Source organism: Leptospira saintgironsiae (assembly GCF_002811765.1).
Lineage (GTDB): Bacteria > Spirochaetota > Leptospiria > Leptospirales > Leptospiraceae > Leptospira_B > Leptospira_B saintgironsiae.
In genome coordinates this window covers 84,769-105,436 of the sequence record NZ_NPDR01000008.1, presented here as the reverse complement: position 1 = coordinate 105,436, position 20,668 = coordinate 84,769, and the positions used below count along the sequence as shown (strand labels likewise).

General features: G+C 39.6%; 22 protein-coding genes and 2 tRNA genes. 18 read left to right on the top strand and 6 right to left on the bottom strand.

From position 1 onward, the window contains the following. Positions 1-24: 24 nt before the first annotated feature. Complete coding sequence (locus tag CH362_RS16290) at positions 25-2,037, bottom strand: 1-acyl-sn-glycerol-3-phosphate acyltransferase (RefSeq protein ID WP_100711381.1); 2,013 nt, start codon at positions 2,035-2,037, stop codon at positions 25-27. Between the two features lie 196 nt (positions 2,038-2,233). Between CH362_RS16290 and CH362_RS16285 the strand changes: the two genes are divergently transcribed. The 4 genes from CH362_RS16285 (at position 2,234) to CH362_RS16270 (ending at position 4,849) form a co-directional block, all read left to right on the top strand. Next, complete coding sequence (locus tag CH362_RS16285) at positions 2,234-3,232, top strand: ATP phosphoribosyltransferase regulatory subunit (protein ID WP_100711380.1); 999 nt, start codon at positions 2,234-2,236, stop codon at positions 3,230-3,232. Positions 3,233-3,292: 60 nt separating this feature from the next. Beyond that, positions 3,293-4,567, top strand: a complete 1,275-nt coding sequence (locus CH362_RS16280) for an adenylosuccinate synthase (RefSeq protein WP_100711379.1) — start codon at positions 3,293-3,295, stop codon at positions 4,565-4,567. Positions 4,568-4,683: 116 nt separating this feature from the next. Then, positions 4,684-4,756: transfer RNA gene (locus tag CH362_RS16275), tRNA-Lys, on the top strand. Positions 4,757-4,774: 18 nt separating this feature from the next. Then, positions 4,775-4,849: transfer RNA gene (locus tag CH362_RS16270), tRNA-Glu, on the top strand. Position 4,850: 1 nt separating this feature from the next. Here CH362_RS16270 and CH362_RS16265 read toward each other — a convergent pair. Beyond that, positions 4,851-5,741 (bottom strand): TIGR02757 family protein, encoded by an 891-nt coding sequence (locus tag CH362_RS16265; protein ID WP_100711378.1) that lies wholly within the window; start codon positions 5,739-5,741, stop codon positions 4,851-4,853. Positions 5,742-5,764: 23 nt separating this feature from the next. Continuing rightward, positions 5,765-6,661 carry a hydroxymethylglutaryl-CoA lyase gene (locus tag CH362_RS16260; RefSeq protein WP_208859602.1) on the bottom strand — a complete coding sequence of 299 codons (897 nt, stop codon included), beginning with the start codon at positions 6,659-6,661 and terminating at the stop codon, positions 5,765-5,767. A 52-nt stretch (positions 6,662-6,713) separates the two neighbouring features. Here CH362_RS16260 and CH362_RS16255 point away from each other — a divergent pair, with 52 nt between their 5' ends. After that, positions 6,714-7,400, top strand: coding sequence for an ATP-binding cassette domain-containing protein (locus tag CH362_RS16255; protein ID WP_100711377.1), 687 nt, complete (start codon positions 6,714-6,716; stop codon positions 7,398-7,400). Between the two features lie 84 nt (positions 7,401-7,484). On the opposite strand, the gene CH362_RS16250 is transcribed toward CH362_RS16255, so the two are convergent. After that, positions 7,485-8,108, bottom strand: coding sequence for a hypothetical protein (locus CH362_RS16250; protein ID WP_100711376.1), 624 nt, complete (start codon positions 8,106-8,108; stop codon positions 7,485-7,487). A gap of 64 nt (positions 8,109-8,172) precedes the next feature. Next, on the bottom strand, positions 8,173-9,216 hold the full coding sequence (locus CH362_RS16245; RefSeq protein ID WP_100711375.1) for a tetratricopeptide repeat protein: 1,044 nt from the start codon (positions 9,214-9,216) through the stop codon (positions 8,173-8,175). Between CH362_RS16245 and CH362_RS16240 the strand changes: the two genes are divergently transcribed. The 7 genes from CH362_RS16240 to purQ are packed head-to-tail and all read left to right on the top strand — an operon-like array spanning position 9,120 to position 14,181. After that, the gene (locus tag CH362_RS16240; protein WP_425269075.1) at positions 9,120-9,839 is read left to right on the top strand and encodes an ABC transporter ATP-binding protein; all 720 of its coding nucleotides are present in this window, start codon (positions 9,120-9,122) and stop codon (positions 9,837-9,839) included. The genes CH362_RS16245 and CH362_RS16240 overlap by 97 nt on opposite strands. After that, a complete protein-coding gene (locus CH362_RS16235; RefSeq protein ID WP_100711373.1) occupies positions 9,836-10,504 on the top strand; it encodes a heme exporter protein CcmB in 669 nt (222 codons plus the stop codon). The genes CH362_RS16240 and CH362_RS16235 overlap by 4 nt, the downstream gene beginning before the upstream one ends. Before the next feature lie 46 nt (positions 10,505-10,550). After that, on the top strand, positions 10,551-11,234 hold the full coding sequence (gene ccsA, locus CH362_RS16230) for a cytochrome c biogenesis protein CcsA (protein ID WP_100711372.1): 684 nt from the start codon (positions 10,551-10,553) through the stop codon (positions 11,232-11,234). A gap of 52 nt (positions 11,235-11,286) precedes the next feature. Then, positions 11,287-12,435: a PP2C family protein-serine/threonine phosphatase gene (locus CH362_RS16225; protein ID WP_100711371.1), complete on the top strand. Its 1,149-nt coding sequence runs from the start codon at positions 11,287-11,289 to the stop codon at positions 12,433-12,435. Then, positions 12,432-13,301 carry a phosphoribosylaminoimidazolesuccinocarboxamide synthase gene (locus CH362_RS16220; protein ID WP_100711370.1) on the top strand — a complete coding sequence of 290 codons (870 nt, stop codon included), beginning with the start codon at positions 12,432-12,434 and terminating at the stop codon, positions 13,299-13,301. Before CH362_RS16225 ends, CH362_RS16220 begins: the two co-directional genes overlap by 4 nt. Continuing rightward, entirely contained in the window at positions 13,277-13,525 is a 249-nt protein-coding gene (purS, locus tag CH362_RS16215; RefSeq protein ID WP_008593368.1) for a phosphoribosylformylglycinamidine synthase subunit PurS, read from the top strand. The genes CH362_RS16220 and purS overlap by 25 nt, the downstream gene beginning before the upstream one ends. Next, positions 13,522-14,181 carry a phosphoribosylformylglycinamidine synthase subunit PurQ gene (gene purQ / locus CH362_RS16210; protein ID WP_100711369.1) on the top strand — a complete coding sequence of 220 codons (660 nt, stop codon included), beginning with the start codon at positions 13,522-13,524 and terminating at the stop codon, positions 14,179-14,181. Before purS ends, purQ begins: the two co-directional genes overlap by 4 nt. A 31-nt stretch (positions 14,182-14,212) precedes the next feature. Here purQ and CH362_RS16205 read toward each other — a convergent pair whose 3' ends face one another. Next, entirely contained in the window at positions 14,213-15,178 is a 966-nt protein-coding gene (locus tag CH362_RS16205) for a DUF2804 domain-containing protein (protein WP_100711368.1), read from the bottom strand. Positions 15,179-15,401: 223 nt separating this feature from the next. Between CH362_RS16205 and CH362_RS16200 the strand changes: the two genes are divergently transcribed. The 6 genes from CH362_RS16200 (at position 15,402) to sufU (ending at position 20,664) form a co-directional block, all read left to right on the top strand. Continuing rightward, entirely contained in the window at positions 15,402-16,646 is a 1,245-nt protein-coding gene (locus CH362_RS16200) for an EAL domain-containing protein (RefSeq protein ID WP_100711367.1), read from the top strand. Between the two features lie 78 nt (positions 16,647-16,724). Then, on the top strand, positions 16,725-17,486 hold the full coding sequence (gene sufC / locus CH362_RS16195; RefSeq protein ID WP_100711366.1) for a Fe-S cluster assembly ATPase SufC: 762 nt from the start codon (positions 16,725-16,727) through the stop codon (positions 17,484-17,486). A 4-nt stretch (positions 17,487-17,490) separates the two neighbouring features. Further along, entirely contained in the window at positions 17,491-18,672 is a 1,182-nt protein-coding gene (locus CH362_RS16190; RefSeq protein WP_100711365.1) for a SufB/SufD family protein, read from the top strand. After that, positions 18,672-18,986, top strand: a complete 315-nt coding sequence (locus CH362_RS16185) for a non-heme iron oxygenase ferredoxin subunit (protein WP_100711364.1) — start codon at positions 18,672-18,674, stop codon at positions 18,984-18,986. The genes CH362_RS16190 and CH362_RS16185 overlap by 1 nt, the downstream gene beginning before the upstream one ends. A gap of 27 nt (positions 18,987-19,013) precedes the next feature. Continuing rightward, complete coding sequence (locus tag CH362_RS16180) at positions 19,014-20,255, top strand: cysteine desulfurase (protein WP_100711363.1); 1,242 nt, start codon at positions 19,014-19,016, stop codon at positions 20,253-20,255. Continuing rightward, positions 20,239-20,664, top strand: coding sequence for a Fe-S cluster assembly sulfur transfer protein SufU (gene sufU, locus CH362_RS16175; protein ID WP_100711362.1), 426 nt, complete (start codon positions 20,239-20,241; stop codon positions 20,662-20,664). The genes CH362_RS16180 and sufU overlap by 17 nt, the downstream gene beginning before the upstream one ends. The last annotated feature ends 4 nt before the right edge of the window (positions 20,665-20,668 follow it).

The window sequence follows — 20,668 nt, the reverse complement described above, 5'->3', positions numbered from 1 at the left end:
TATAGCAGGAGACTAACGAGAGCTTTAAACTCTCGAAAGTCTCTCTTCCATTCCTTCTGCAACCTTACGAACGTCTTTCTTATTGATGACTACTTCGTAAGCAGCATACATGATAGGAACTTCATTCGGATCTATTTTCATAAGGTTTGGCATTACTTTCAATCCATAGAACCCGTTAGACATTTTTTCAGAAGGATGACCATTCGCTATATCATAGCCTGTCTTTCTGTCTTTTGCATCTGTTCCGAAACAAGATAACATAAAGTCAGTGAGTCCCGATAAACCTTGGAATGTTTCCGGTTTTCCTCCCATACGAACTCCCACGTTTACCATCTCATTGAAGAAACGATTGGAAAGATGGAATAGAGAATTATCCACATTCCCACCTAAAGTTTGTTGGAAGTAACCTTCGACGATTCCCATTACAAGAGCATAAATTGTTTTAAGTGCTCCGCCTAACTGAACACCTTTTACATCTGAAGGAATGATCGCAGATCTTGGGAAAATATAACCTGTAGTTAATAATTTTTGAATACGAGGGATCAGGGTTTCGTTTACGGCCGCGATCTCGAATCCGGAAATTTTTCTCTCCATGATCTGGTCCGGATAACAAGCACCAGAGATCACTCCGATCCTATCGTCTTCTATTCCTAACCCCTGTTGTAGATCGTCTAGGATCAAACCAGCACTGGTAAATCCTTTGATAATATTGAAAAACGGAGCCTTATTCTTAGAAAGATAAGGTTGTAGATCAGGGTAGATCGTATGCAACTCCCAAGGATTGGTTCCTTGGATAAACAAAGTTGCAGTTTTTAAATCTTCCGGATCAGAAGTGAATATTAAGTTCGGAGGAAGTTTGTAGAGAGAATAAGTTCTCAGATCTCTTCTTTCTGCATTCGACTGAGAAGTGTATTCTTTGTCAGGGTGGTAAACCAAGACATTAACATCTTTATTAGCAAGTACGGTTGCGATCGCAATTCCCATACTGCTATTTCCGATTACTACAACCTTTTCTTTTGGTTCTTTCGGTACCTTGATGAGTTTGTTTTGGTCTCTAGCATCGGCGCTATACAAGTTCCTGTAAATACCGTGTTGGTGTTTATTCAGGTTTTGTCCTACAAGCAGAGCCAAATTATCGATCAGGAATTGTTTTTTGTCCCCATGTTCCGGGAATGGAAGATGTTCAATATCCTTAGGGAAATGAGCCATTTCCTTTTTGGATAATTCTCCAACTAACACAGGTTTACCGATCGTTAGTTTTCCAGCTACTTGGTTGAAGAGCAAGCTTGTTGTAGGAAGAATTTTGTCAGTCTTCTCCAATGAAATTGGAAGAATTACCTTATTTGCAACATAGTGGTAGACTGTGTCCACAAAAGGCATTAGTCTTCCATCTCTGGATCTAGTTCCTTCTGGGAAGATTGCAGCAATCTTTCCTTCTTGTTGCAGTTTTTGAGAATGTCGGAATGCCCTCATATTAATTTTGGTCATTACGTCTGAAAGACTTGGGTTGTCCGCCATATCTCTCTTAGAGCAGACCAAAAGAGTTCCGAACATATACAATCCAAGTCTGGTAAAGTCTGGCTCGTAAGCCAAACGCCCAGCGATGAATACGAGTTGTTCAGCTACTTCTCTACCTTCTGGAGAAGCATGATATAAAAGTTGGAAGATCGCAGGGGCATCCAAATGGCTGAGGTGATTGGAAATCAAGGTAACCGGGTATTTTCCGATCAGAGGTTTAACTGCTGCTAGATTTTCGATACCTTCTACCGTAAAAAATTTCATGATAGGAGAAAGGAATTCGATCATGAATTCCCTGGCCTTCTTTTCGGGAGGGGTGTATACACCTATTCTTTCCAGAGAAGATGGATCCTTAAAAACATCCATGACCGGAGGCATTGGAGTTACTGAACAAAGATAAAGAAATTTCTGAAGTATCTTTTTAGCTTCTTCTTCACTCATTCCTGATCTTTTAAATAGGTGAATGTTCTCGAAGAATTCCTTCTGCCATCTTCCGACGGATTGTTCTTTTTCTGCCATGCTACGTCTCTGTTTAAGGTCTTGCGGTTAATCTGGTTTCGGTGCTTAGAGCTCGAACTTTAAGGTTGGATACGCGATTTCCGGAGAATACTTTCTATCCTTGGAAGGCTTATTGTCATTCTATTTTTTGGGAAAAACGATTTGAATTCTACCCTAGCCAAAAGGAACTGTTCTTTGGGGCTTTCGTACAGAACAGATGACACATAATCCTCCAGAGTTTAGCGAGAAAAAATGGATCCCGGACGGATTTCATTTTTTTGGACCGAACGAGAGTTCGGAGAGAAGGGAACTTCTAAATTCCCTCAGTTCCAAGCTCAAAGAATTCAAATACTCTGAGGTATTTTTACCTTCTTTTGATTATTCTTCTTCTTTTTTGCTTACCATGTCAGCAGAAGACTCCTCTGCATTATATAGATTCAGGGATTCAGACGGAAATGAGATCTCTCCTAGCGCAGATTTGACTGTTCAGGCTGTAAAAGGTATGGCTGGTTTTGCGCACCGCAAAGAAAACCAACGTATCTTTTATCAGGGAAAAATTTTCAGAGACTATGGTAGAAAGAGCGGATCTAGAAAAGAAATCCTGCAAGTAGGTGCAGAACATATTGGTGGTTCAGGCGCCCCAGCTATTTTAGGAATTTTGAAAGAGATTTCTGGATTATTCTCCGGAATTAAACTGCGTTCGCCATTGACTGTCGTGCTTGGGAACGTGGGAGTATTTCATTCTGTTCTGGAATCATTAGAACTTTCCAGATCCGAAAAAAGGCAATTGTCGTTTTTATTATATAGGAAGAACCTTCCGGAGATCCGTCGTTTTCTGGAAAATAGAAACGCTTCTAGGATTTTTCCGGTTTTAGAATCTTTATGTTTGGGATTTGTTTCTCATAAGGAAGATCTAGGTAAGAAGTTTGCTTCTTTAGGACTTTCTGATTCTTTCCAAAAGATCATCTCCGAAACGGGAGAAATTATAGGCTCACTCGGCAAAACTCCTGGTGTGGAATTTTGTTCTGATTATACTCTTATTCCAGATTTGGAATATTATACTGGATTCGTTTTCCAAGGTTACGTATCCGGAAGTTCAGAACCAGTTCTAACCGGAGGAGCTTATGATCATCTTTATGAGTTATTCTCCGGGACCCAAAAGGACGCCTGCGGATTTGCAATCAATGTAGATGCGCTGGAAGCGGTATTGGGGTAATATGAAATTATATAAATCAATCGGTCAGATACAAAAGAAACAGGAAATAAGGAATAATCCATGCCCGCAACATTAGTGGTCGGAACCCAATGGGGTGACGAAGGGAAAGCAAAAGTAATCGATTACCTTTCCAAAGATACGGATATTATAGTACGTTACCAAGGTGGAGCCAACGCTGGACATACAGTAGTGGTTCATGGCAAAAAATACGTTTTTCATTTGGTGCCATCCGGGATCATTTACGACCAAACAGTTTGTGTGATCGGTAACGGAGTCGTTTTAGACCCAACATTCTTTATCGAAGAATGTGATAAGCTCCAAGCAGAAGGATTTCCAGTATATGATAAACTTCTGATCAGCGACGCTTGCCATCTTCTTTTCCCATTCCATGGATTGATCGATTCTGCTAGAGAAAGTTCCTGCACTCCAGATCGTAAGATCGGAACCACTAAAAAAGGGATCGGTATCTGTTATGCAGATAAAATGATGAGGATCGGACTTAGAGTCGGAGATCTTAGAGAAAGTGATTTCGAAACCAGACTACAAAATCTAGTAGATGAGAAGAATAGAGAACTCGTAAAACTTTATGATGGAGAAGAACTCTCCGCCAAAGAGATTTTAGAGAATGTAAAAAAATTCTATTCTAAGATCCAAAAGAATATCATCAACACTCCTTATTACTTGGAATCCCAATTAAAAGCGGGCAAAAAAATACTGTTAGAAGGTGCGCAAGGAACAGGGCTGGACGTTGATTTTGGTACTTATCCTTATGTAACTAGCTCCAATCCTACTACTGGTGGAGCATTCATTGGTTCTGGAATTGCATTCCATCATTTAAAAAGTGTGATCGGAATCACAAAAGCTTATACCACAAGAGTGGGAGAAGGTCCGTTCCCTACAGAACTTCACGGGGAAGAGGGGGAAAGACTCAGGACTTTAGGTGCAGAATATGGCGCAACCACCGGCAGACCAAGACGTTGCGGTTGGTTTGATACAGAAGTTTTGAGGCATGCAGTTCGTATCAATGGACTTACATCCATTGCACTTACTAAGATAGATGTTCTTTCTGCTTATGATAAAATTCCAGTGGCAGTTGCTTACGAAAGGAATGGCAAAAAACTGGATTGTTTCCCTTCTCAAGGGCTAGACCAAGTAAAGGTAATCTACGAAGAATTCCCTGGTTGGAAGACAGACATCACAGGCATCGGAGAATTCGACAAACTTCCTTCTACTTGTAAGGATTATATCCGCGCTTTGGAAAAACTAATAGGTGTTCGTATAGATTTGATCTCTACGGGACCGGACAGAAAGGATACTATCGCTTCCGGATTTTAAGATCGGACAAAGTTTTTACTGAATTTTTTGCGTTCGGAAACTTCTATAAACTGGTAAAAAACTATATGAAATTCGTTTGACCAGAGAGGGCCGAAAAATATCGTGTTCTTACGTTCGAGTCGTTAGCTCAGCTGGTAGAGCATCTCACTTTTAATGAGAGGGTCTTGGGTTCGAATCCCAAACGACTCAAGCTGAACTAATTAAAACGCCGCCATCGTCTAGTGGTTAGGACACCAGGTTTTCATCCTGGTAACCGGAGTTCAATTCTCCGTGGCGGTACCACTCACTTCTTCTTTTTCCCATAAATCTTACAAACCTCTTTCAGATCGCAAGATTCGCATAGCTCAGCTACGTAGGCAGTTTTGCATTTACGCAAAATTCCGAGCCTACAAAGTGCAAAGTCCATTCTCAATGGATCTTCCGGATAAAACTTTTGGAAATAATCTGTGACCTCTCTTGATTTTTTGAAATCAGAAGTCCTTCTTTCCGTAATTCCTAAAATATTAGAAAGACGATTGATATGAGTATCTAAAGGAAATAATAACTCAGAGGTTTTGATTTGTTTATATAATCCAAGATCAGGTCCTTCCTTACGAACCATCCATCTTAAGAACATACAATAACGTTTATGTGCAGATTTAGGATTTCCTAGTCCGATCAAAAAGCCTAACCCGTAGGATTTCCAACCAGGATCCAAGTCGTTTAAAATTTCAGAAAGTCTGGATTGAAAACCAGAGATCCTTTTTTCTAAGCCTGTTTCTTTTGGGTTGATTGGACTAAACCAAGATTCTAAAAACTTCTCTCCTGATTTTTCAATTTCTAGATAAGCCAATCGGATTGCTTGTAAGAACAATAGAATGTCTTTTTCTTTTTGGAAACGATAAGGTCCTAATTTGTTTTTCCAGATCTTGGTTCCATGATTGAGCAAATATTGTTTTGGATTTTTACCCATCGGTTCCAAAAGTCTTGCGAGAAAACCTCTGATCGCAGTTACATTCCCATAGGCGAATAACGCGGATAGAAGTCCTACAAATTCTCTGTCTTCCGGAGAATCATATAGATAACATAAAAATAATGGATCAGAATCTAAAAATTCAGGTTTGGTATAGTTTCTGTATAAAAGATCAAAACTTTTTTTCAGGTTTTTCTCTTTGGAAGAAGTAGAAGGAGGCATATTTCGCTCTTAGCGATATCTTCTTAAGAAGCCGCTTTTGCTTTTAATGCAATATAGGAACGAGAAGCTAACTTTCTTTGTAAGATCCCTTCCATAAATGCAGAAGCTTCTAATAATTTAGAAAGATCTATACCGGTTTGGATCCCTGACTTATGGAAGAAGTAAACCAAATCTTCTGTGGCCAAGTTTCCGGATGCACCTTTTGCATAAGGACAACCTCCGAGTCCTCCTGAAGAAGAATCGAAGGATCGAATTCCTAATTCATATGATTTTTGTACATTGGAGATCGCCATTCCGTATGTATCGTGAAAATGTCCTGCCAATTTATCTGCAGGTATTTCTTTCAGAAGTGTATTGAGTAATTTATCTACTTCTGCCGGAACAGCAGTGCCAATTGTTTCCCCTAGGGAAATCTCGTAAGCACCTTGGTCCAAAAGTATTTTAGAAACTTCTAAAACCTTTTTTGGATCAATTTTCCCTTCATAAGGACAATCGATTACTGTAGAAACATAACCTCTTACCAGTACTCCATCCTTCTTTGCTTCTGCAAAAATTTCCTTAAATCCATCTATGGATTCTTGTATGGTTCGATTGATATTTTTTCTAGTGAATGATTCAGAAGCAGCTGTGAATACCGCTACTTCTTTAAATCCGGAAGAGATCGCAGCTTGGTATCCTTTTAAATTAGGAGTGAGTGCGCTGAAATGAACATCTCCTTTTAAGTCCAAGGAAGCGGAGAGTTCTTTTGCATCTCCAAGTTGAGGAATGTTTTCTTTTCTTACGAAAGAAGTGGCTTCTATATGTTTTAGTCCTGCCGCGACCAGCTTTTGGATATAAGATAGTTTATCCTGTGTTGGGACCTCCGACTTTTCATTTTGGAGTCCATCTCTTGGTCCTACTTCCGTAATTTTCAAACTCATGTCATTAAGGGATTGGTTGTCAGAATTCTAAGCAAGCACTAAACCGGTATTCGTGTCCGAGAAAAAAGAACATATCATCGTTTTGGAAGAAGTTTCCCTATCTTCTTCCGAAAGAACTTATATGTCCGGGGTAAACCTACGAGTAGAAGCAGGAGAATTTCTCGGAATTTTGGGCCGTTCCGGTTCTGGAAAGTCCACACTCTTGCGACTATTATTAGACCTTCCGATTCCTTCTTCTTGGAAAAAAACAGGAAACATTCGTATTTTTGGAAAATCCAAAAAGGAAATTCCTTACAGATGGATCCAACCTGTTTTCCAAGATCCTGTTTTAGGTTTTAATCCAATTTGGACCTTGGAAAAAAGTTTAAGAGAACCTTTACGATTATTCAAAGAAGAAAACTTATACGAATCTTTATTAGAAAAATGGATCCCGATCTTGGGTTTAGAAGGTAAGGATAGGAATCGTCTTCCTTCTTTTTTTTCTGGAGGAGAATTGCAAAGATTCTCTCTTCTCCGCGCTCTTCTTTGTAGTCCCAAAATTTTATGTTTAGATGAAGCTACTTCTGCTTTAGATCCTATTTTGAATCATCAGGTTTTGCAGGCGCTCTCTGATTTGAATAAGAAAGAAGGAGTTACTATTCTTTGGGTAACTCATAATATTAAGTCTGCAAATAAGTTCTGCTCTCGTATTGTAGAGATGGAAAAGTTGAATTCTAAATCTGGCGCGCCAGCGAATTGATTTTGTTTTAGCAGACCTTCACAAATAAAAAACCCCAGAGTGAACACCCCAGGGTTTAAACAAAACTTAGATCTAAAGAATCTTTTAGAACTCTATATGATACAAGTTTTTGCGGTCTTTTTTGTCCTTATACAAAGCTAATAGAATGTCTATCCTGTAAATGGAAGAACGAAGACTTGCTTCTAACAATCTGAGAGCTTTGATCTGGTTTTCGAGAGACATCTCGTTGAGTCTGGTTATCTCTGTTTTTTCAAAAACTTCGTGAGTAACCTCGCTCGATTTTAAATCTGCCGGTTTAAAGACAATTTTTTTATTCTCGAACATCACCTCGTAATAGATCCTTTTACTTTCGGATGCTAAGGTGATATCGGATACCTTTCCGCTGTTGAACTGGAAGGTGATGTACTTAAACAAATTGCTTTCGTAACCGTCCTGAACTTGGAAAGGAATGTCTTCCGTGACAATGGTTTGGCGTTTCTCATACTTCGGCATCAAGACCACGAGTATATCGTGTTTGCGCTCTAAGTCTTTTAATCTTTCGTTGATCGTTGTTTCCAGACCTACGATGATTTTTTTAAGGGACTTAGTGTACTCGCTTGTTTCGTCCTGAAATACGTCCGCCTCATTGACCTTCTGTTTTTGTTGGGCCAATAACGGAACGAAGAAGAAGAGGGTCGCCAAAGCGAAAAGCCTGGTTTGGTTTTTCATTGGATCCTCCGTCCGTAAGATTGGACGGATTATTTCGATTTGCCAAGTCTTTTTCGGGTTTGGATTATTGCCCTTCTTTCTCGGCTTCCTCGTCTGCGGCCTTGATCTCTGCGAATCTTTTTGCCAGGTCCCTTCTTCTTTCTATAATTTTAAGTGAGAATTCAGTAAAGAAAGGGTCGTTGGGGAATTTTAGCAACTCTTCATATTCTTTTGCAGCCGTGACATAATCGCCGATCTTACTTGCTGTCTCGGCAAAATAAAAATGAAATTTTTTATTATAAGGCCTCTTCTTTCCTTGTTCATCGTATAGATCGGTGTTCCGGAATATCTTATAGGCGTAGTAATCTCTACCGCCCATAATCTCCAGACGTGCGAGTCCAAGCTTAGCATCAGGGCTATTCTGGTCTATGGTTAACGCTTTTTTAATATAAATCTGGGCTCTATTCTTAAGATCTGTTCTTATATAATGTTCTGCAAGAAGGACAAGCGCCTCTGTTTGGAACTGATTCAGCTCGACCGCTTTTTTATAATATATGACTGCTTGTATTTGTTCGTTTAGAAGCTCATACAAAACTCCCAAATGCATATAAGTTCTATAATATTTAGGAACTTCTGCGATTGCGTATTCATATTGAAAGATCGCTTTTTGGTATTTTTTTTCTATATGATAGGCTCTTCCTAAATTATATCTAAATGCGAAGAAGGAAGGATCGAATCTCATTCCAGCTTCTAACATCGAGATTGCCTTCTCCCTTTTTTTGGGATCTGCAGACTGTAGTAAGCCTACTGCTTCATTATTGAAGATCCCGCTATTGGTGATCTGTTTCCCTTCGTATTCAAAACTTGCTTTGGATGGAGGAGGGGCGCCCTTCCAATGTCGGCCCGCTGCTACTATAAAGTCCTGCTCCGATCTGGCAAGACTTCCGTCTTGGTAAAACTCAGGATCTAAAAAATCATTCTCTCCCCAGAGTATACCTGCGTATTCAGAATCTCCAATTTTGAATTGTGCAAATGTTATATTGGGAAAGATCAATAATAGGAATATGCAGAGTAACTTGGCAAAATTTAAGCCTTGTAAATACTCTTTTAAAAGGGAAATTGTCCTCATTGGTCCCATTACAAACATCGATTCCAGTATTGGAATGTTCTAACCTATCGTACAGTATCGGACGAAAATCGGTTTTAAAGAACGTTTCCTTCTCCGTTTTTCCGAACGAAGTTTTATTTGTGAGGGGAATGAACGGCTCAGGAAAGACTACTTTGCTCAAGTCTATCCTACAACACGATAAATTCAAGGACCAGATCAAATTCCATTCTTCCAAATCCATAAAACTTTCTTATCTAGGTCATGATCTGGGCTTATATACTACTCTTAGTCTAGAAGAAAATCTAGAATATTTCAGAGGTATTGCTGGAGATTGTCGCCCAGAAGATCAGATTATTTCTTGGTTGAAAGATTTTCGTCTTTGGCAAAGAAGAAAAGACCCAGTTTCTTCTTTTTCAAGAGGAATGAAGCAGAAGGCAGCATTAGTTCGAGCTCTTTTGCCTAACGTGGATCTTTATCTTTTAGACGAACCTTTGACTGCTTTGGACAGTGAAGGAGAATCCAAGGCAAGATCAGTCTTGGAGAATGTCCTGGATTCTTCTTCTATTATCATGGTAACTCACGATCCAAATTTTAGTTTAAATGCAAAGTCCAGACTTTTGGAATTGGGAGAAAATCCCAAATGAGAGCAATTTTATCTCTTATCCGAAAAGAATTCCGGCTTTTAGGAAAAGCAAGTAATGGAATTTTATCCTTACTCGTTTTAGTTTCTGCGATGGTGTTTTTATTCCATTATGCTTTGGAGAGAAACGGTAAAATTGATTTAGTTGCGCTGATAGGATTAAAATGGGCCATTCTATTTGTTGCATCATTCGTATTAGTCGGCCAATTTACATGGGAAGAAAGAGAAGCAGGTGGAGGAACCGCGAGTAGACTTTTTATTTCTCCTTGGGTTTTATATTTTTCTAAATCGATTTTAGTGTTTATTGCATTGTCTGCGACTGCAATTTATTTGATGGGACTTTTTGCTCTCATGTTCTCCGCATTTCCTGCGGATATAAATGAATTCGGAAGACAGATCGTATTCTTTTTTCCTGGTCTATTATGCCTTTCCTTTTTGGGAGTTTGTCTTTCTCATATTAGTTTATCTTCCCGTCTGAAAGAGATACTTCTTCCGTTACTTCTTGTGCCTCTTTCTATTCCAGTATTTTTATACGGAATGGAAGCGGAGAGAAAATTTATCTCCCAACCTTTTTCTGCCTTGGTCGGTTCCTTTGCTCTACTTCTGGCATTCGCAGTTTTTTATGGTTCTATGGGCGCACTTCTGGTAGAAATGACTTCCGACGAATAGGATTCTTGTTGATACAATTTGCGGATACCTGCACACTTCCAAGCGTATGAATATTCGCCTCCTGCATCCCGCCTGGGACTGGATACTCTCTCTTTTGTTTTTATCGATTTTTCCGTTTGCAGTGCTTCTGGGTCTATATTATCCGAATGTGATCTTAGAGCAGGGAATCTCTCACCGGATTTTTTATTTTCACGTGCCAGTTGCGTGGGTGGCTTTGTATGGTCCTGGAATTTCTTCTATCTGCGCGGTTGCCTATTTGGTAACAAAGAAGCGGACCTGGGACACACTTTCACTTTCTGCAAATAAGATCTCTCTTCTGTTTGCGATTGGAGTTTTATTTTCGGGGCCGATCTGGGCTTATCTTGCTTGGGGAACTCCTTGGGACAGTACTGACGCTCGTTTAAATTCTTTTTTTGTTTTAGTACTTAGTCTTGTGGCGTATTTCCTATTACGTTTTTTAGTTCTGGACCAAACTAAAAAGTATATCTTCTCCGCTTTTTTAAGTTTGTTCTGCAGCGTGAATGCTATCTTAACCTGGGGAGCAATTCGTTGGATGGACAATCCTGGAAATCACCCTTCTTCTGTATTAGGAAAAAAGGGAATGGATCCTGATATGAGGATCTCTTTTTGGTTGGGGATTTTGGCATATCATATACTTTTTTTGATCTTATACAGAATTGTTTATCGTTTGGATAAGATCAAAGCGGTGAGAGAAGAATTGTTGGATTGAAAAATTCACTCAATTTTATAAAATACGGATTTTGTAATGATAAGGAAGGATCGTGGATAGAGAGAAGCAAGAGAGCCAGTTGAATTATTCCGACTATTCTATCCTTGCGGTCGATGATTCGGATATCAACCTTAAACTTTTAGTTCATACTTTAAAACCTCTGGGCTTCCAGGTTTTAACTGCTATGAATACGGAAGAGGCACGCACACTTCTTGCGACCAATCAGGTAGATGTACTTCTTTTAGATGTGAGTATGCCGGGGCAGGACGGATTTTCTTTCTGTAAGGAACTTAGAGAGATAGATAGATTCAATCTTCTTCCTATTTTATTTATCACCGCTTATAATAGAGAGCTCGGATTTGACGAGGCAATCACACACGGCGGAGACGACTTTCTTCATAAACCTTTCCAACCTAAAGAATTAGTCGCAAAGATAAGAGCATTTATACGTATCAAAAATCTTCAGGACGAACTTCTACACCAAAAGAAAAAATACGAAAAAGAATTGGTGATGGCGAGAAGGGTGCAACAGGAGCTCGTGCCTGAAAAACAATTAGAGTGGAACGGCTTCAGTGTGAATTCAGTCTTCCATCCTTTGATGCAAATCGGTGGAGACTTTATAGATGCTTGGATAGAAGAAGATAAACTCCATGTGTTTATCGCAGATTGTTCCGGCCATGGTCCTTCTGCAGCACTTCTTTCTGCGATGGTGAAGATGCAGGTTTCCAATTTAGGAAGAAGTAATACTCTTGTTGAAAAAGTAAAAACTCTTCGCCAACAATTGGAGAAGATCCTACCAGAAGATTTTTCCATCACATTCTTCTACGGTATTCTTGATAAAAAAGGTACATTCGAATATGCGAACGGAGGTCATCCGCCTCCGCTATTGTACTATAAAGGTAATGTAGAAGAATTGCCTGGTATGGGGCCTTTAATTATTCCAATAGAGCTCGGGACAGAAGATGAGTTTAGATCTGTAGTCTTGGAAAAAGGCGCTTCTCTATTACTTTACACAGACGGGGCCACTGAAATAACGGATGAGAACTATAATATTTTGGGCGAAGAAAGTCTGAAGAAGATCCTGAAAGAAGCTGTTGAATCCAAGGAAGATATCTTAAATTTCTCTTTGGAAAGAATATTGGCTCATTCGGGGAACATGACCCACGACGATGATATCGCTCTCATGGTTATCCAAGGATGAGTGAACTCCCAAAACCTTCTTATATTGGCAAAGTCAGAGACGTATACGATTTAGGAAATTCCCTAATATTATCTTCTACAGATCGAGTTTCTGCATTCGATGTTGTCTTTAGTCAGATCGTTCCTGGCAAAGGAAAAGTTTTAAATAAGATCTCCGCAGAATGGTTTTCCTACTTTAAGGATATTCCGAATCATATCATAGAGACTGATGTTTCTAAATTCCCTTCTCCATATAAAGATCATCCAGATCTAAAGGATCGGTCTGTTCTTGTTAAAAAATGTAAGCGGATCGACTTTGAATGTGTGGTCCGCGGTTATCTTTCCGGTTCTGGTTGGAAAGAATACAATCAAGATGGCACTCTTGCTTTTAAAAAACTTCCTCCAGGTTTGAAAGAATCCGAAAAGCTGCCTGAACCAAGTTTTACTCCTGCGATCAAAAACGATACAGGCCACGATGAGAACATCTCTGAAGAGAGAATGAAAAACGAGATCGGATCCGAACTCTTCTCTATTTTGAAGGAAAAATCGATTTCCCTCTATACCAGGGCCGCTGAACTGGTAGCTGGGGCCGGGATTTTGCTCTGCGACACCAAATTCGAATTCGGGATTTCGGAAGATAAGGTCATCTTGATCGACGAGATTTTGACTCCGGATTCTTCTCGGTACTGGGCGAAAGAATCTTATGTTATCGGGACCACTCCGCCCAGCATGGACAAACAGATCTTAAGGAACTATCTGGAGAAATCCGGATGGAATAAAGTTCCTCCAGCTCCGGATTTGCCGGAAAGTCTGATTGTGGAATTGCAAGCGGCATATAAGGAAATACAGGACCGACTATTAAAATGTTTATCGCAAGAATTAACGTAACTCTAAAAGAATCAGTTCTCGATCCTCAAGGGAACACTGTAAAATCCACTCTACAAGAACTTGGCGAAAAATCTGTCCAAGACGTTCGAGTTGGAAAATATATCGAGGTTAAATTGGATTCTCCAGATCTCGAAACCGCAAAGAAGACAGTTGCAAATCTTTGCGAAAAACTTTTAGTAAATCATGTGATTGAAACTTATCGTTCGGAGATCGTAACGGAATGAAAGCAGCGGTAGTCACTTTTCCAGGTTCAAATTGTGATAATGATATCGTAAGAGTTCTCTCAGAATTCTATTCTGCGAAAGTAGACAAGGTTTGGCATAAAGACCAATTCTCCGAAAAATATGATCTGGTGATTCTTCCGGGAGGATTTTCCTACGGAGATTATCTTAGATCAGGAGCAATGGCTCCTTTTTCTCCGGTAATGAAATCAGTAAAAGAACATACTGATCGTGGTGGAAAATTATTCGGGATCTGCAATGGATTCCAAATTTTGGCGGAAGCTGGTTATCTTCCAGGTGCATTAATACGTAACAGAAATCTAAAGTATGTTTGTAGGACTATAGGTCTTAAAAAAGCTTCTAACTCAAATAAGATCAGCGGTGGTTTAGCTGATGATAAGATCTTAAGAGTTCCTGTAGCTCATGGAGACGGATGTTATTTTGCTTCTGCAGATATCCGCAAACAATTGAAAGACGAAGGTCGCATTCTGTTCCTTTACGCAGGAGATAATCCGAATGGAAGTTTGGACGATATCGCTGGGATCTGTTCTCCTGATTTCAAAGTGGCAGGTATGATGCCTCACCCTGAAAGAGCGATGAATCCGATCACTGGAGAAATGGACGGTAAAACCGTTTTAGATCTTCTGATCGCTTCCTGATAAAACTTTTTACTTCGCGACTTTGCTTGAGCTAAGTTTTTTGAACTTTCTCTAAAATTGCAATTCCATCAGAGACCTTTTCCTTTTTGGATTTGGTCTTGATCCATCCTGAAACTGTATATAATGTTTTTATAAACTTTTCAGTTCCAAAGTTTTTGGGACGGGAAAAGCTCGCTTCTATTTCAGGTTCTAACGTAAGTTCGAGTTTAGAATTTTGATCTTGGACAATTTTACGTTTCCCGTTTCCAGACCAAACAGCATTTCCCAGATTAGAAACTTCTCCATTTGTCCAAACGAGTATTTCATCTTCCAAATAGAGATGGATCTTTTTCTTTGCAGAAACATTTAGATAGATCCTATTTTCTAAAGGGAAAGCTTCGGAGCTATATCCTTTAAAAACCGTATAAGATAAAAGTCCATTTTCTAGAGAAACAGATAGATCATTCCAGGAGAGTTGACCTTCTACCCTTAAATCAGGAGAATGATTTTTAAAGACCCAATCTTTTCCGGAAGGGGAGATTTGAGTGAACCAGCTTCCCTTATTTTTATCTCCAGTATAAGCAAGTGCATCTAATTGAAAGTTAAGATTTTTTTCCCAGATGGCTGAATGTGTATAACCTTGGCGGATATTTTCATCTAATCTGAAATTGAATCTTTTGTCTGATTTAGTAAAACTCCAATAACCGTTCTTAAAACTTCCTTGGTGTATAAAAGAAGAAGTCCCACTTTCTAAAAGAGATATTTCCTGTAGATTTCCAGTCTCTCTATTCCAGAGTAGGAGATTTGCGCCTGATTTGAACTTGGTTGCGTAGATCCTAAGTTCTAAAAAGATTTTTTCACTTAGTATATCTACGAGAACTGAGTCTATGGATCTAAATTTTGAAAAGAGTCCTGCATTATATTCTTTGGAATTATCAATCTGCACTGGACCGAAATATTTTCCAAACAATGGTTCTAATGTGGAAGGGTGAAGAATGGAGCCTAAATGTTCTTTCATAGGTAGTTCATCTAATTGCGATTAGTCGCTCTTTTTTCTTGAATAAAAACTCTGCTGAGACGGGGCTTTGTAACAAAAGAAAACAAATAATTTGCCATAATGTAGGAAAAGAATAAGAAAAAAAGGGGAATTTTCCAAGCTTTCGTCTTCATTCCTAACACAGTTTCAGGGAAATATGCTTGTGTGTATACTTCAACCGGATTCTAGTAGTGAGGGATTCTGCATGCTCGCCGAATACGAGTCACAACAAATTCTATCTCTGGGAGAAGGTTATTATACCCCTCACTACCAGCCGATCTTAGACGTCGGTAATCGTAATATTATAGGTTACGAGGTTTTGGGCAGAGTATTTTCTCCTGAATCAAATCAATATCATTCTCTTGGTTATCATTTTCATAATCCGGATACGGATGCTGTACGTTTAGTTCATATTGATCGTATCATTCGTGAAAAAGCGATCAAACATGTGAAAGAAACTGGTCTTAAGACTAAAATTTTCCTGAACATGATGCCCAATTTTCTCTCCATGGTTTACACGGGAGAAGTGTTGGATATCAAACGTCTGCATATTCTTCATCTTATAGATAAGTATGATATTAACCCGAATGATCTAGTTTTAGAGATCACAGAAGATAAATTCGAAGGGAATATTGAAAAACTTTTATACATAGTAAGCCTTTTCAGAGAAAGAGGGATCAAGATCGCAGTAGATGATCTTGGGGTCGGTTTTTCCAATTTGGAAAGGATCGGTTATATTCATCCAGATATCATGAAAGTGGACATAAAAATTATGAGAGAGAGTTTGAACAGACGCTCTTTCAAAAATGTTTTGTCTGCAATTTCTGAAATGTCCCAAAGATTAGGGTCTCAACTTCTATTCGAAGGTGTTGAAAACGAAGAAGAATTATATCTGGCCCTGTCCATGGGAGCAAATCTTCTCCAAGGTTTTTACTTCTCTCGTCCTGCTCTCGACTTCCAGGACAAAAAACGTTTTAATAAAACTCTTAAAACTTCTCTCGAAAAATTTTCCGGACTTAGGTTCTTAGAAATTCTGGAGAATCTTAGAAAAGAACAATCTTTCTTGGATCAGTTCGTGGACTTATTCAAAGATCTCGAAACTTCTTCAGAAGAAAAGATGGCAGATGCATTGAATGGTATTTTGGACAGACTTCCTTTGGAAACCACCTCTGTTCTTGTGTGTGATATGCATGGTTATCAAGTAACTCCTACTTTCAAAAGAGAAGCTTACGATCTTCCTTGGACAAGATTGCTCACCGAGGTCGGGAATAACTACGCTTGGAAACCTTTCTTCATCCGTCATAAGGCAGAAACCTATCATTCTAGCCGAGTTTCTGGATTTACGGAACCTTTCCATGATATAGAAACCAAACGTCAATATGTCTTATTCACCCTGAATCTGGGCGAGAATCACGTTCTTATTCTCCGCCTGGACTGGGAATCCTACTGAAGTCTCGCCTTCCAAACATCTTTCCTATTGATCTCCGCCTCAGGCATAAAAACATAGTCCTAGGCAGGGGTCCTATACGTGGCGGAACTACTCAAAATTTCAAATCTTCGCGCCGGAGTGGAAACCGAATCCGGTGAAGTTCAGGAAATCCTAAAGGGAGTCGACCTCACTATTAGCGAGGGAGAAGTCCATGCCATCATGGGTCCAAACGGATCCGGAAAAAGTACATTATCAAATGTCATCATGGGTCACCCAAAATATAAGGTGATCTCCGGGGATATATTTTTCAGAGGGGAATCCCTTCTTGAAAAACCAACAGACGAAAGAGCCAGAGCAGGTATCTTTCTTTGTTTCCAATACCCAACAAGTATCCCTGGCGTAACTATCGGAAATTTTTTACGCACTATTTTAAAATCAGTTCGAGGCAAGGACTTACCTGTAAAAGAATTCCGTAAAGAACTCAAAGAGGCCACTGCTTTATTAGAAGTTCCTGATACTTGGATCGGAAGATATGTGAACGATGGATTTTCCGGCGGAGAGAAAAAAAGGAATGAGATCCTTCAAATGACCCTTCTCAAACCTAAACTTTCCGTTCTGGACGAGACTGATTCTGGTTTGGATATTGATGCACTTAGAATTATCAGCGAAGGGATTACTAAAAACAAATCCACAGAAAGATCCATTCTTCTGATTACACATTACCAAAGAATGTTAAATTATGTGACTCCTGATTTTGTTCACGTTTTTGCACAAGGTAAGATCTTGAAAACCGGCGGAAGTGAACTCGCTCTTGAATTAGAAGAAAAAGGATACGATTGGATCCTAAACGGAGCGAACTAAAGGAATGCTTTTGGCGGAATCTATTTCGGAATATATCAAGGAGAAGAAGGAACCATCCATTCTTACTGAATTCCGTACGAACGCCGAAAAACTTTTGGGTTTAGCTTCTTTTCCGGATTCTTCTTTAGAGTCTTGGAGAAAGATCAGTCTTTCTAATTTTAAAATTTCAGAATATACAAAAGTTTGTCCTGATTCTTCTGTAACTGTTTCCGGAAATGCAAAGGTTACTAAATTACAGGATCTTCCTCCTGAAAAACTTTCAGAAGTTCTGAAAAAACTAGGACCTGCAGTTTCATTTTATTCTAAAGACTGGTTTCCACTTTTTGTATTTTCCAGGTTCACTCACGCGTATTATGTGCAACTTAGTTCGGATCCTTCTTCTTTTCCTGAGATCAAGGTTGAATGTAAGGATGGAAATATCATTCTTCCACTTCTGATCGTGGATGTTTTTCCGGGAGCAAAGTCTAATTTTCTAGAGAGATGGGAATCACCTTCTCAGAAAGATCTGGTGCTCATGAGTGGAGTTACTATTCTTCTTACTCCTCCTAATGGAGATTTCCAATATTCTAGTTTGGAAAATTTGGGAGACTCTACTTTTCATTTTAGATCTACATACGGGATCCAAGAAAAAGATTCCAAATTTCATGCGAGTCTTGCTTCTTGGGGCGGATATAAAGGCAAATCTTTCTATGATACGAATGTTGCCGGAAAAGGATGTTGGACACGTTATGTGGCACTTTCTCCTTTAAAAGGGAGAGAATTCCAGGACACTGAAGTTCGAATTCTTCATTCTGAAAGTCATGCACAAAGTTCTATTTTATATCGTACGGTTGTAAGGGAGAAGGCTCATCATGTTTTTACAGGAAACCTTCATATACCTTCTAATTGTAAAGATGTGGGTGCGATCCAGATCAATAATAACCTTCTGCTAGACAGAACTGCAAGAGCTGAATCCATTCCCAAGTTAGAAGTATTCGCTGACAGTGTTAAATGTGAACACGGCGCCACAGTCGGAGAAATAGACGAAGAGCAATTATTCTATTTAGCTTCCAGAGGTATCTCGGAAGAAGAAGCCCGCAAAATGATCGTAGAAGGATTTTTGAACGAAGTAGTTCGAGAATTTCCTTCCGAAACTGTTCGCGAAGAATTATCCTCTATGATAGAATCTAGGATGTTGGGCGAGTAATGGGTGAGTTTCAGAAACTAGCTAAACTTTCCGATTTAAAAGAAGGGGAAATCTTCGTAGCAGAAACCCGTTACCATAGGGTAGGGTTGACTAGACTGGGGAACGAAGTCTGTGCATTTGCAGATCTCTGCACCCATGATGGTGAGGATATTTCTTCAGGAGAATTGGAAGGGGACGTAATCGTTTGTCCAAGACATTCTGCAAAGTTTAATATTCGCACCGGAAAGGTACTTTGTATGCCTGCAGTAGAAGATTTGCCAGTCTATAAGACTAGAATCGTGGGTGACGAAGTCGAAGTGGAGTTAGAGGATTGACATGGGGAACCGAGGAGAGCAGAAATTTTGAGTTTTGATCTCGAAAAGATACGCAGAGATTTTCCGATTCTATCTACGCAGATGAACGGCAAGCCCTTGGTGTTTCTGGACAGTGCTGCCAGTTCTCAAAAGCCTAAGTCTGTTATAGATACGATCCGTAAATATTATGAAGCGGAGAATGCAAACATTCACCGTGGAGTGTATTATCTTTCCCAAAAGGCTACTGAAAAATATGAGATGGCCCGTATCAAAACTTCTAGATTTATAGGAGCTGCCTGCGCAAAGGTAGTTATATTTACTCGTAATACTACTGAATCCATCAACCTAGTTGCTCAGTCTTGGGGACGCACCAATATCCACGAAGGTGATGAGATCGTTCTCACCGAATTAGAGCACCATTCTAATTTAGTTCCTTGGCAGATGTTGGCCCAGGAAAAACAAGCAGTCTTAAAATTTATTCCTCTCAACCAAGATTCTACTTTGGATCTAACTAATCTGGATGAGATCATCACTGAAAGAGTAAAGTTAGTCGCTCTTGCTCAGATGTCCAATGTGACTGGAACTATTCACGATCTTTCTGCAATTATTCGTAGAGCAAGAGAAGTTGGAGCAAAAGTGTTGATAGATGGTGCCCAAGGGATTTGCCATCTTCCGACAAACGTTCAAAAAGAAGATTTTGATTTTTATGCATTCTCCGCTCATAAGATGCTCGGACCGACTGGTGTAGGAATTCTTTATGCTAAGGAAGAGATCTTAGACACAATGCCTCCTTGGATGGGAGGGGGGGATATGATCTCCAAAGTTTGGAAGGACAAATCCACTTATGCGGATCTTCCTGCAAGATTAGAAGCTGGAACTCCTAATATTTCCGGAGTGATCGGATTCGGAGCTGCTCTAGAATATTTGGAATCAGTAGGAATGCAAGAGATCAGAAACCACGAGTTGGAACTCCTACAATATGCTTTGGATCGATTAGAAGATTTCGGCGGTTTGGAACTGTACGGAACAAACGATCTAAGCAAAAGAGGAGGAGTGATTTCCTTCAATTTCCCCGGAGTCCACCCTCACGATGTAGGTTCTATTCTGGACGAAGAAGGGATCGCAATCCGTGTAGGACATCATTGCGCCCAACCGTTTATGGACTTCAAAGGGATCGCAGGTACCTGCCGCGCTTCTTTCTATCTTTATAATACCAAAGAAGACGTAGATTCTCTTTTGGTAGGTCTAAAGAAGGTGAAGGAGATTTTCGGCCGTGTCCTTAAGCGATAGTCTTTACCAAGAAGTACTACTCGATCATTACCAAAATCCAAGACATCATGGAAAGATGGAACAATTCCATCTTCATCAAGAGGGAGTGAATCCTCTCTGTGGTGACGAAGTAGAACTATACCTTAAACTGAATGGAGATATTATCTCTGAGATCAGTTTTGTGGGGAAGGGTTGTTCAATTTCCCAAGCCTCCGCTTCTATGCTTACCGACAGTCTTTACGGAAAAACAATCTCGGAAGCAAAATCACTTCTGCATCAATTTAAAGGAATGCTTTTAGAAGATAAGGTCCCGAATTTTTCGGAAGAATATGAAGATCTGGAATCTTTGGAAGCAGTGAAAAAAATCCCTGCTCGTATTAAATGTGCAACACTCGCCTGGAATACTTTAGAAAAGGCGATCGGGAAATAGAAAT

Coding starts and splice junctions, on each gene's coding strand:
- CH362_RS16290 (WP_100711381.1), bottom strand. CDS start 2,037: ATGGCAGAAAAAGAACAATCCGTCGGAAGATGGCAGAAGGAATTCTTC.
- CH362_RS16285 (WP_100711380.1), top strand. CDS start 2,234: ATGACACATAATCCTCCAGAGTTTAGCGAGAAAAAATGGATCCCGGAC.
- CH362_RS16280 (WP_100711379.1), top strand. CDS start 3,293: ATGCCCGCAACATTAGTGGTCGGAACCCAATGGGGTGACGAAGGGAAA.
- CH362_RS16265 (WP_100711378.1), bottom strand. CDS start 5,741: ATGCCTCCTTCTACTTCTTCCAAAGAGAAAAACCTGAAAAAAAGTTTT.
- CH362_RS16260 (WP_208859602.1), bottom strand. CDS start 6,661: ATGAGTTTGAAAATTACGGAAGTAGGACCAAGAGATGGACTCCAAAAT.
- CH362_RS16250 (WP_100711376.1), bottom strand. CDS start 8,108: ATGAAAAACCAAACCAGGCTTTTCGCTTTGGCGACCCTCTTCTTCTTC.
- CH362_RS16240 (WP_425269075.1), top strand. CDS start 9,120: ATGTTATATTGGGAAAGATCAATAATAGGAATATGCAGAGTAACTTGG.
- CH362_RS16245 (WP_100711375.1), bottom strand. CDS start 9,216: ATGAGGACAATTTCCCTTTTAAAAGAGTATTTACAAGGCTTAAATTTT.
- CH362_RS16235 (WP_100711373.1), top strand. CDS start 9,836: ATGAGAGCAATTTTATCTCTTATCCGAAAAGAATTCCGGCTTTTAGGA.
- ccsA (WP_100711372.1), top strand. CDS start 10,551: ATGAATATTCGCCTCCTGCATCCCGCCTGGGACTGGATACTCTCTCTT.
- CH362_RS16220 (WP_100711370.1), top strand. CDS start 12,432: ATGAGTGAACTCCCAAAACCTTCTTATATTGGCAAAGTCAGAGACGTA.
- purS (WP_008593368.1), top strand. CDS start 13,277: ATGTTTATCGCAAGAATTAACGTAACTCTAAAAGAATCAGTTCTCGAT.
- purQ (WP_100711369.1), top strand. CDS start 13,522: ATGAAAGCAGCGGTAGTCACTTTTCCAGGTTCAAATTGTGATAATGAT.
- CH362_RS16205 (WP_100711368.1), bottom strand. CDS start 15,178: ATGAAAGAACATTTAGGCTCCATTCTTCACCCTTCCACATTAGAACCA.
- CH362_RS16200 (WP_100711367.1), top strand. CDS start 15,402: ATGCTCGCCGAATACGAGTCACAACAAATTCTATCTCTGGGAGAAGGT.
- CH362_RS16190 (WP_100711365.1), top strand. CDS start 17,491: ATGCTTTTGGCGGAATCTATTTCGGAATATATCAAGGAGAAGAAGGAA.
- CH362_RS16185 (WP_100711364.1), top strand. CDS start 18,672: ATGGGTGAGTTTCAGAAACTAGCTAAACTTTCCGATTTAAAAGAAGGG.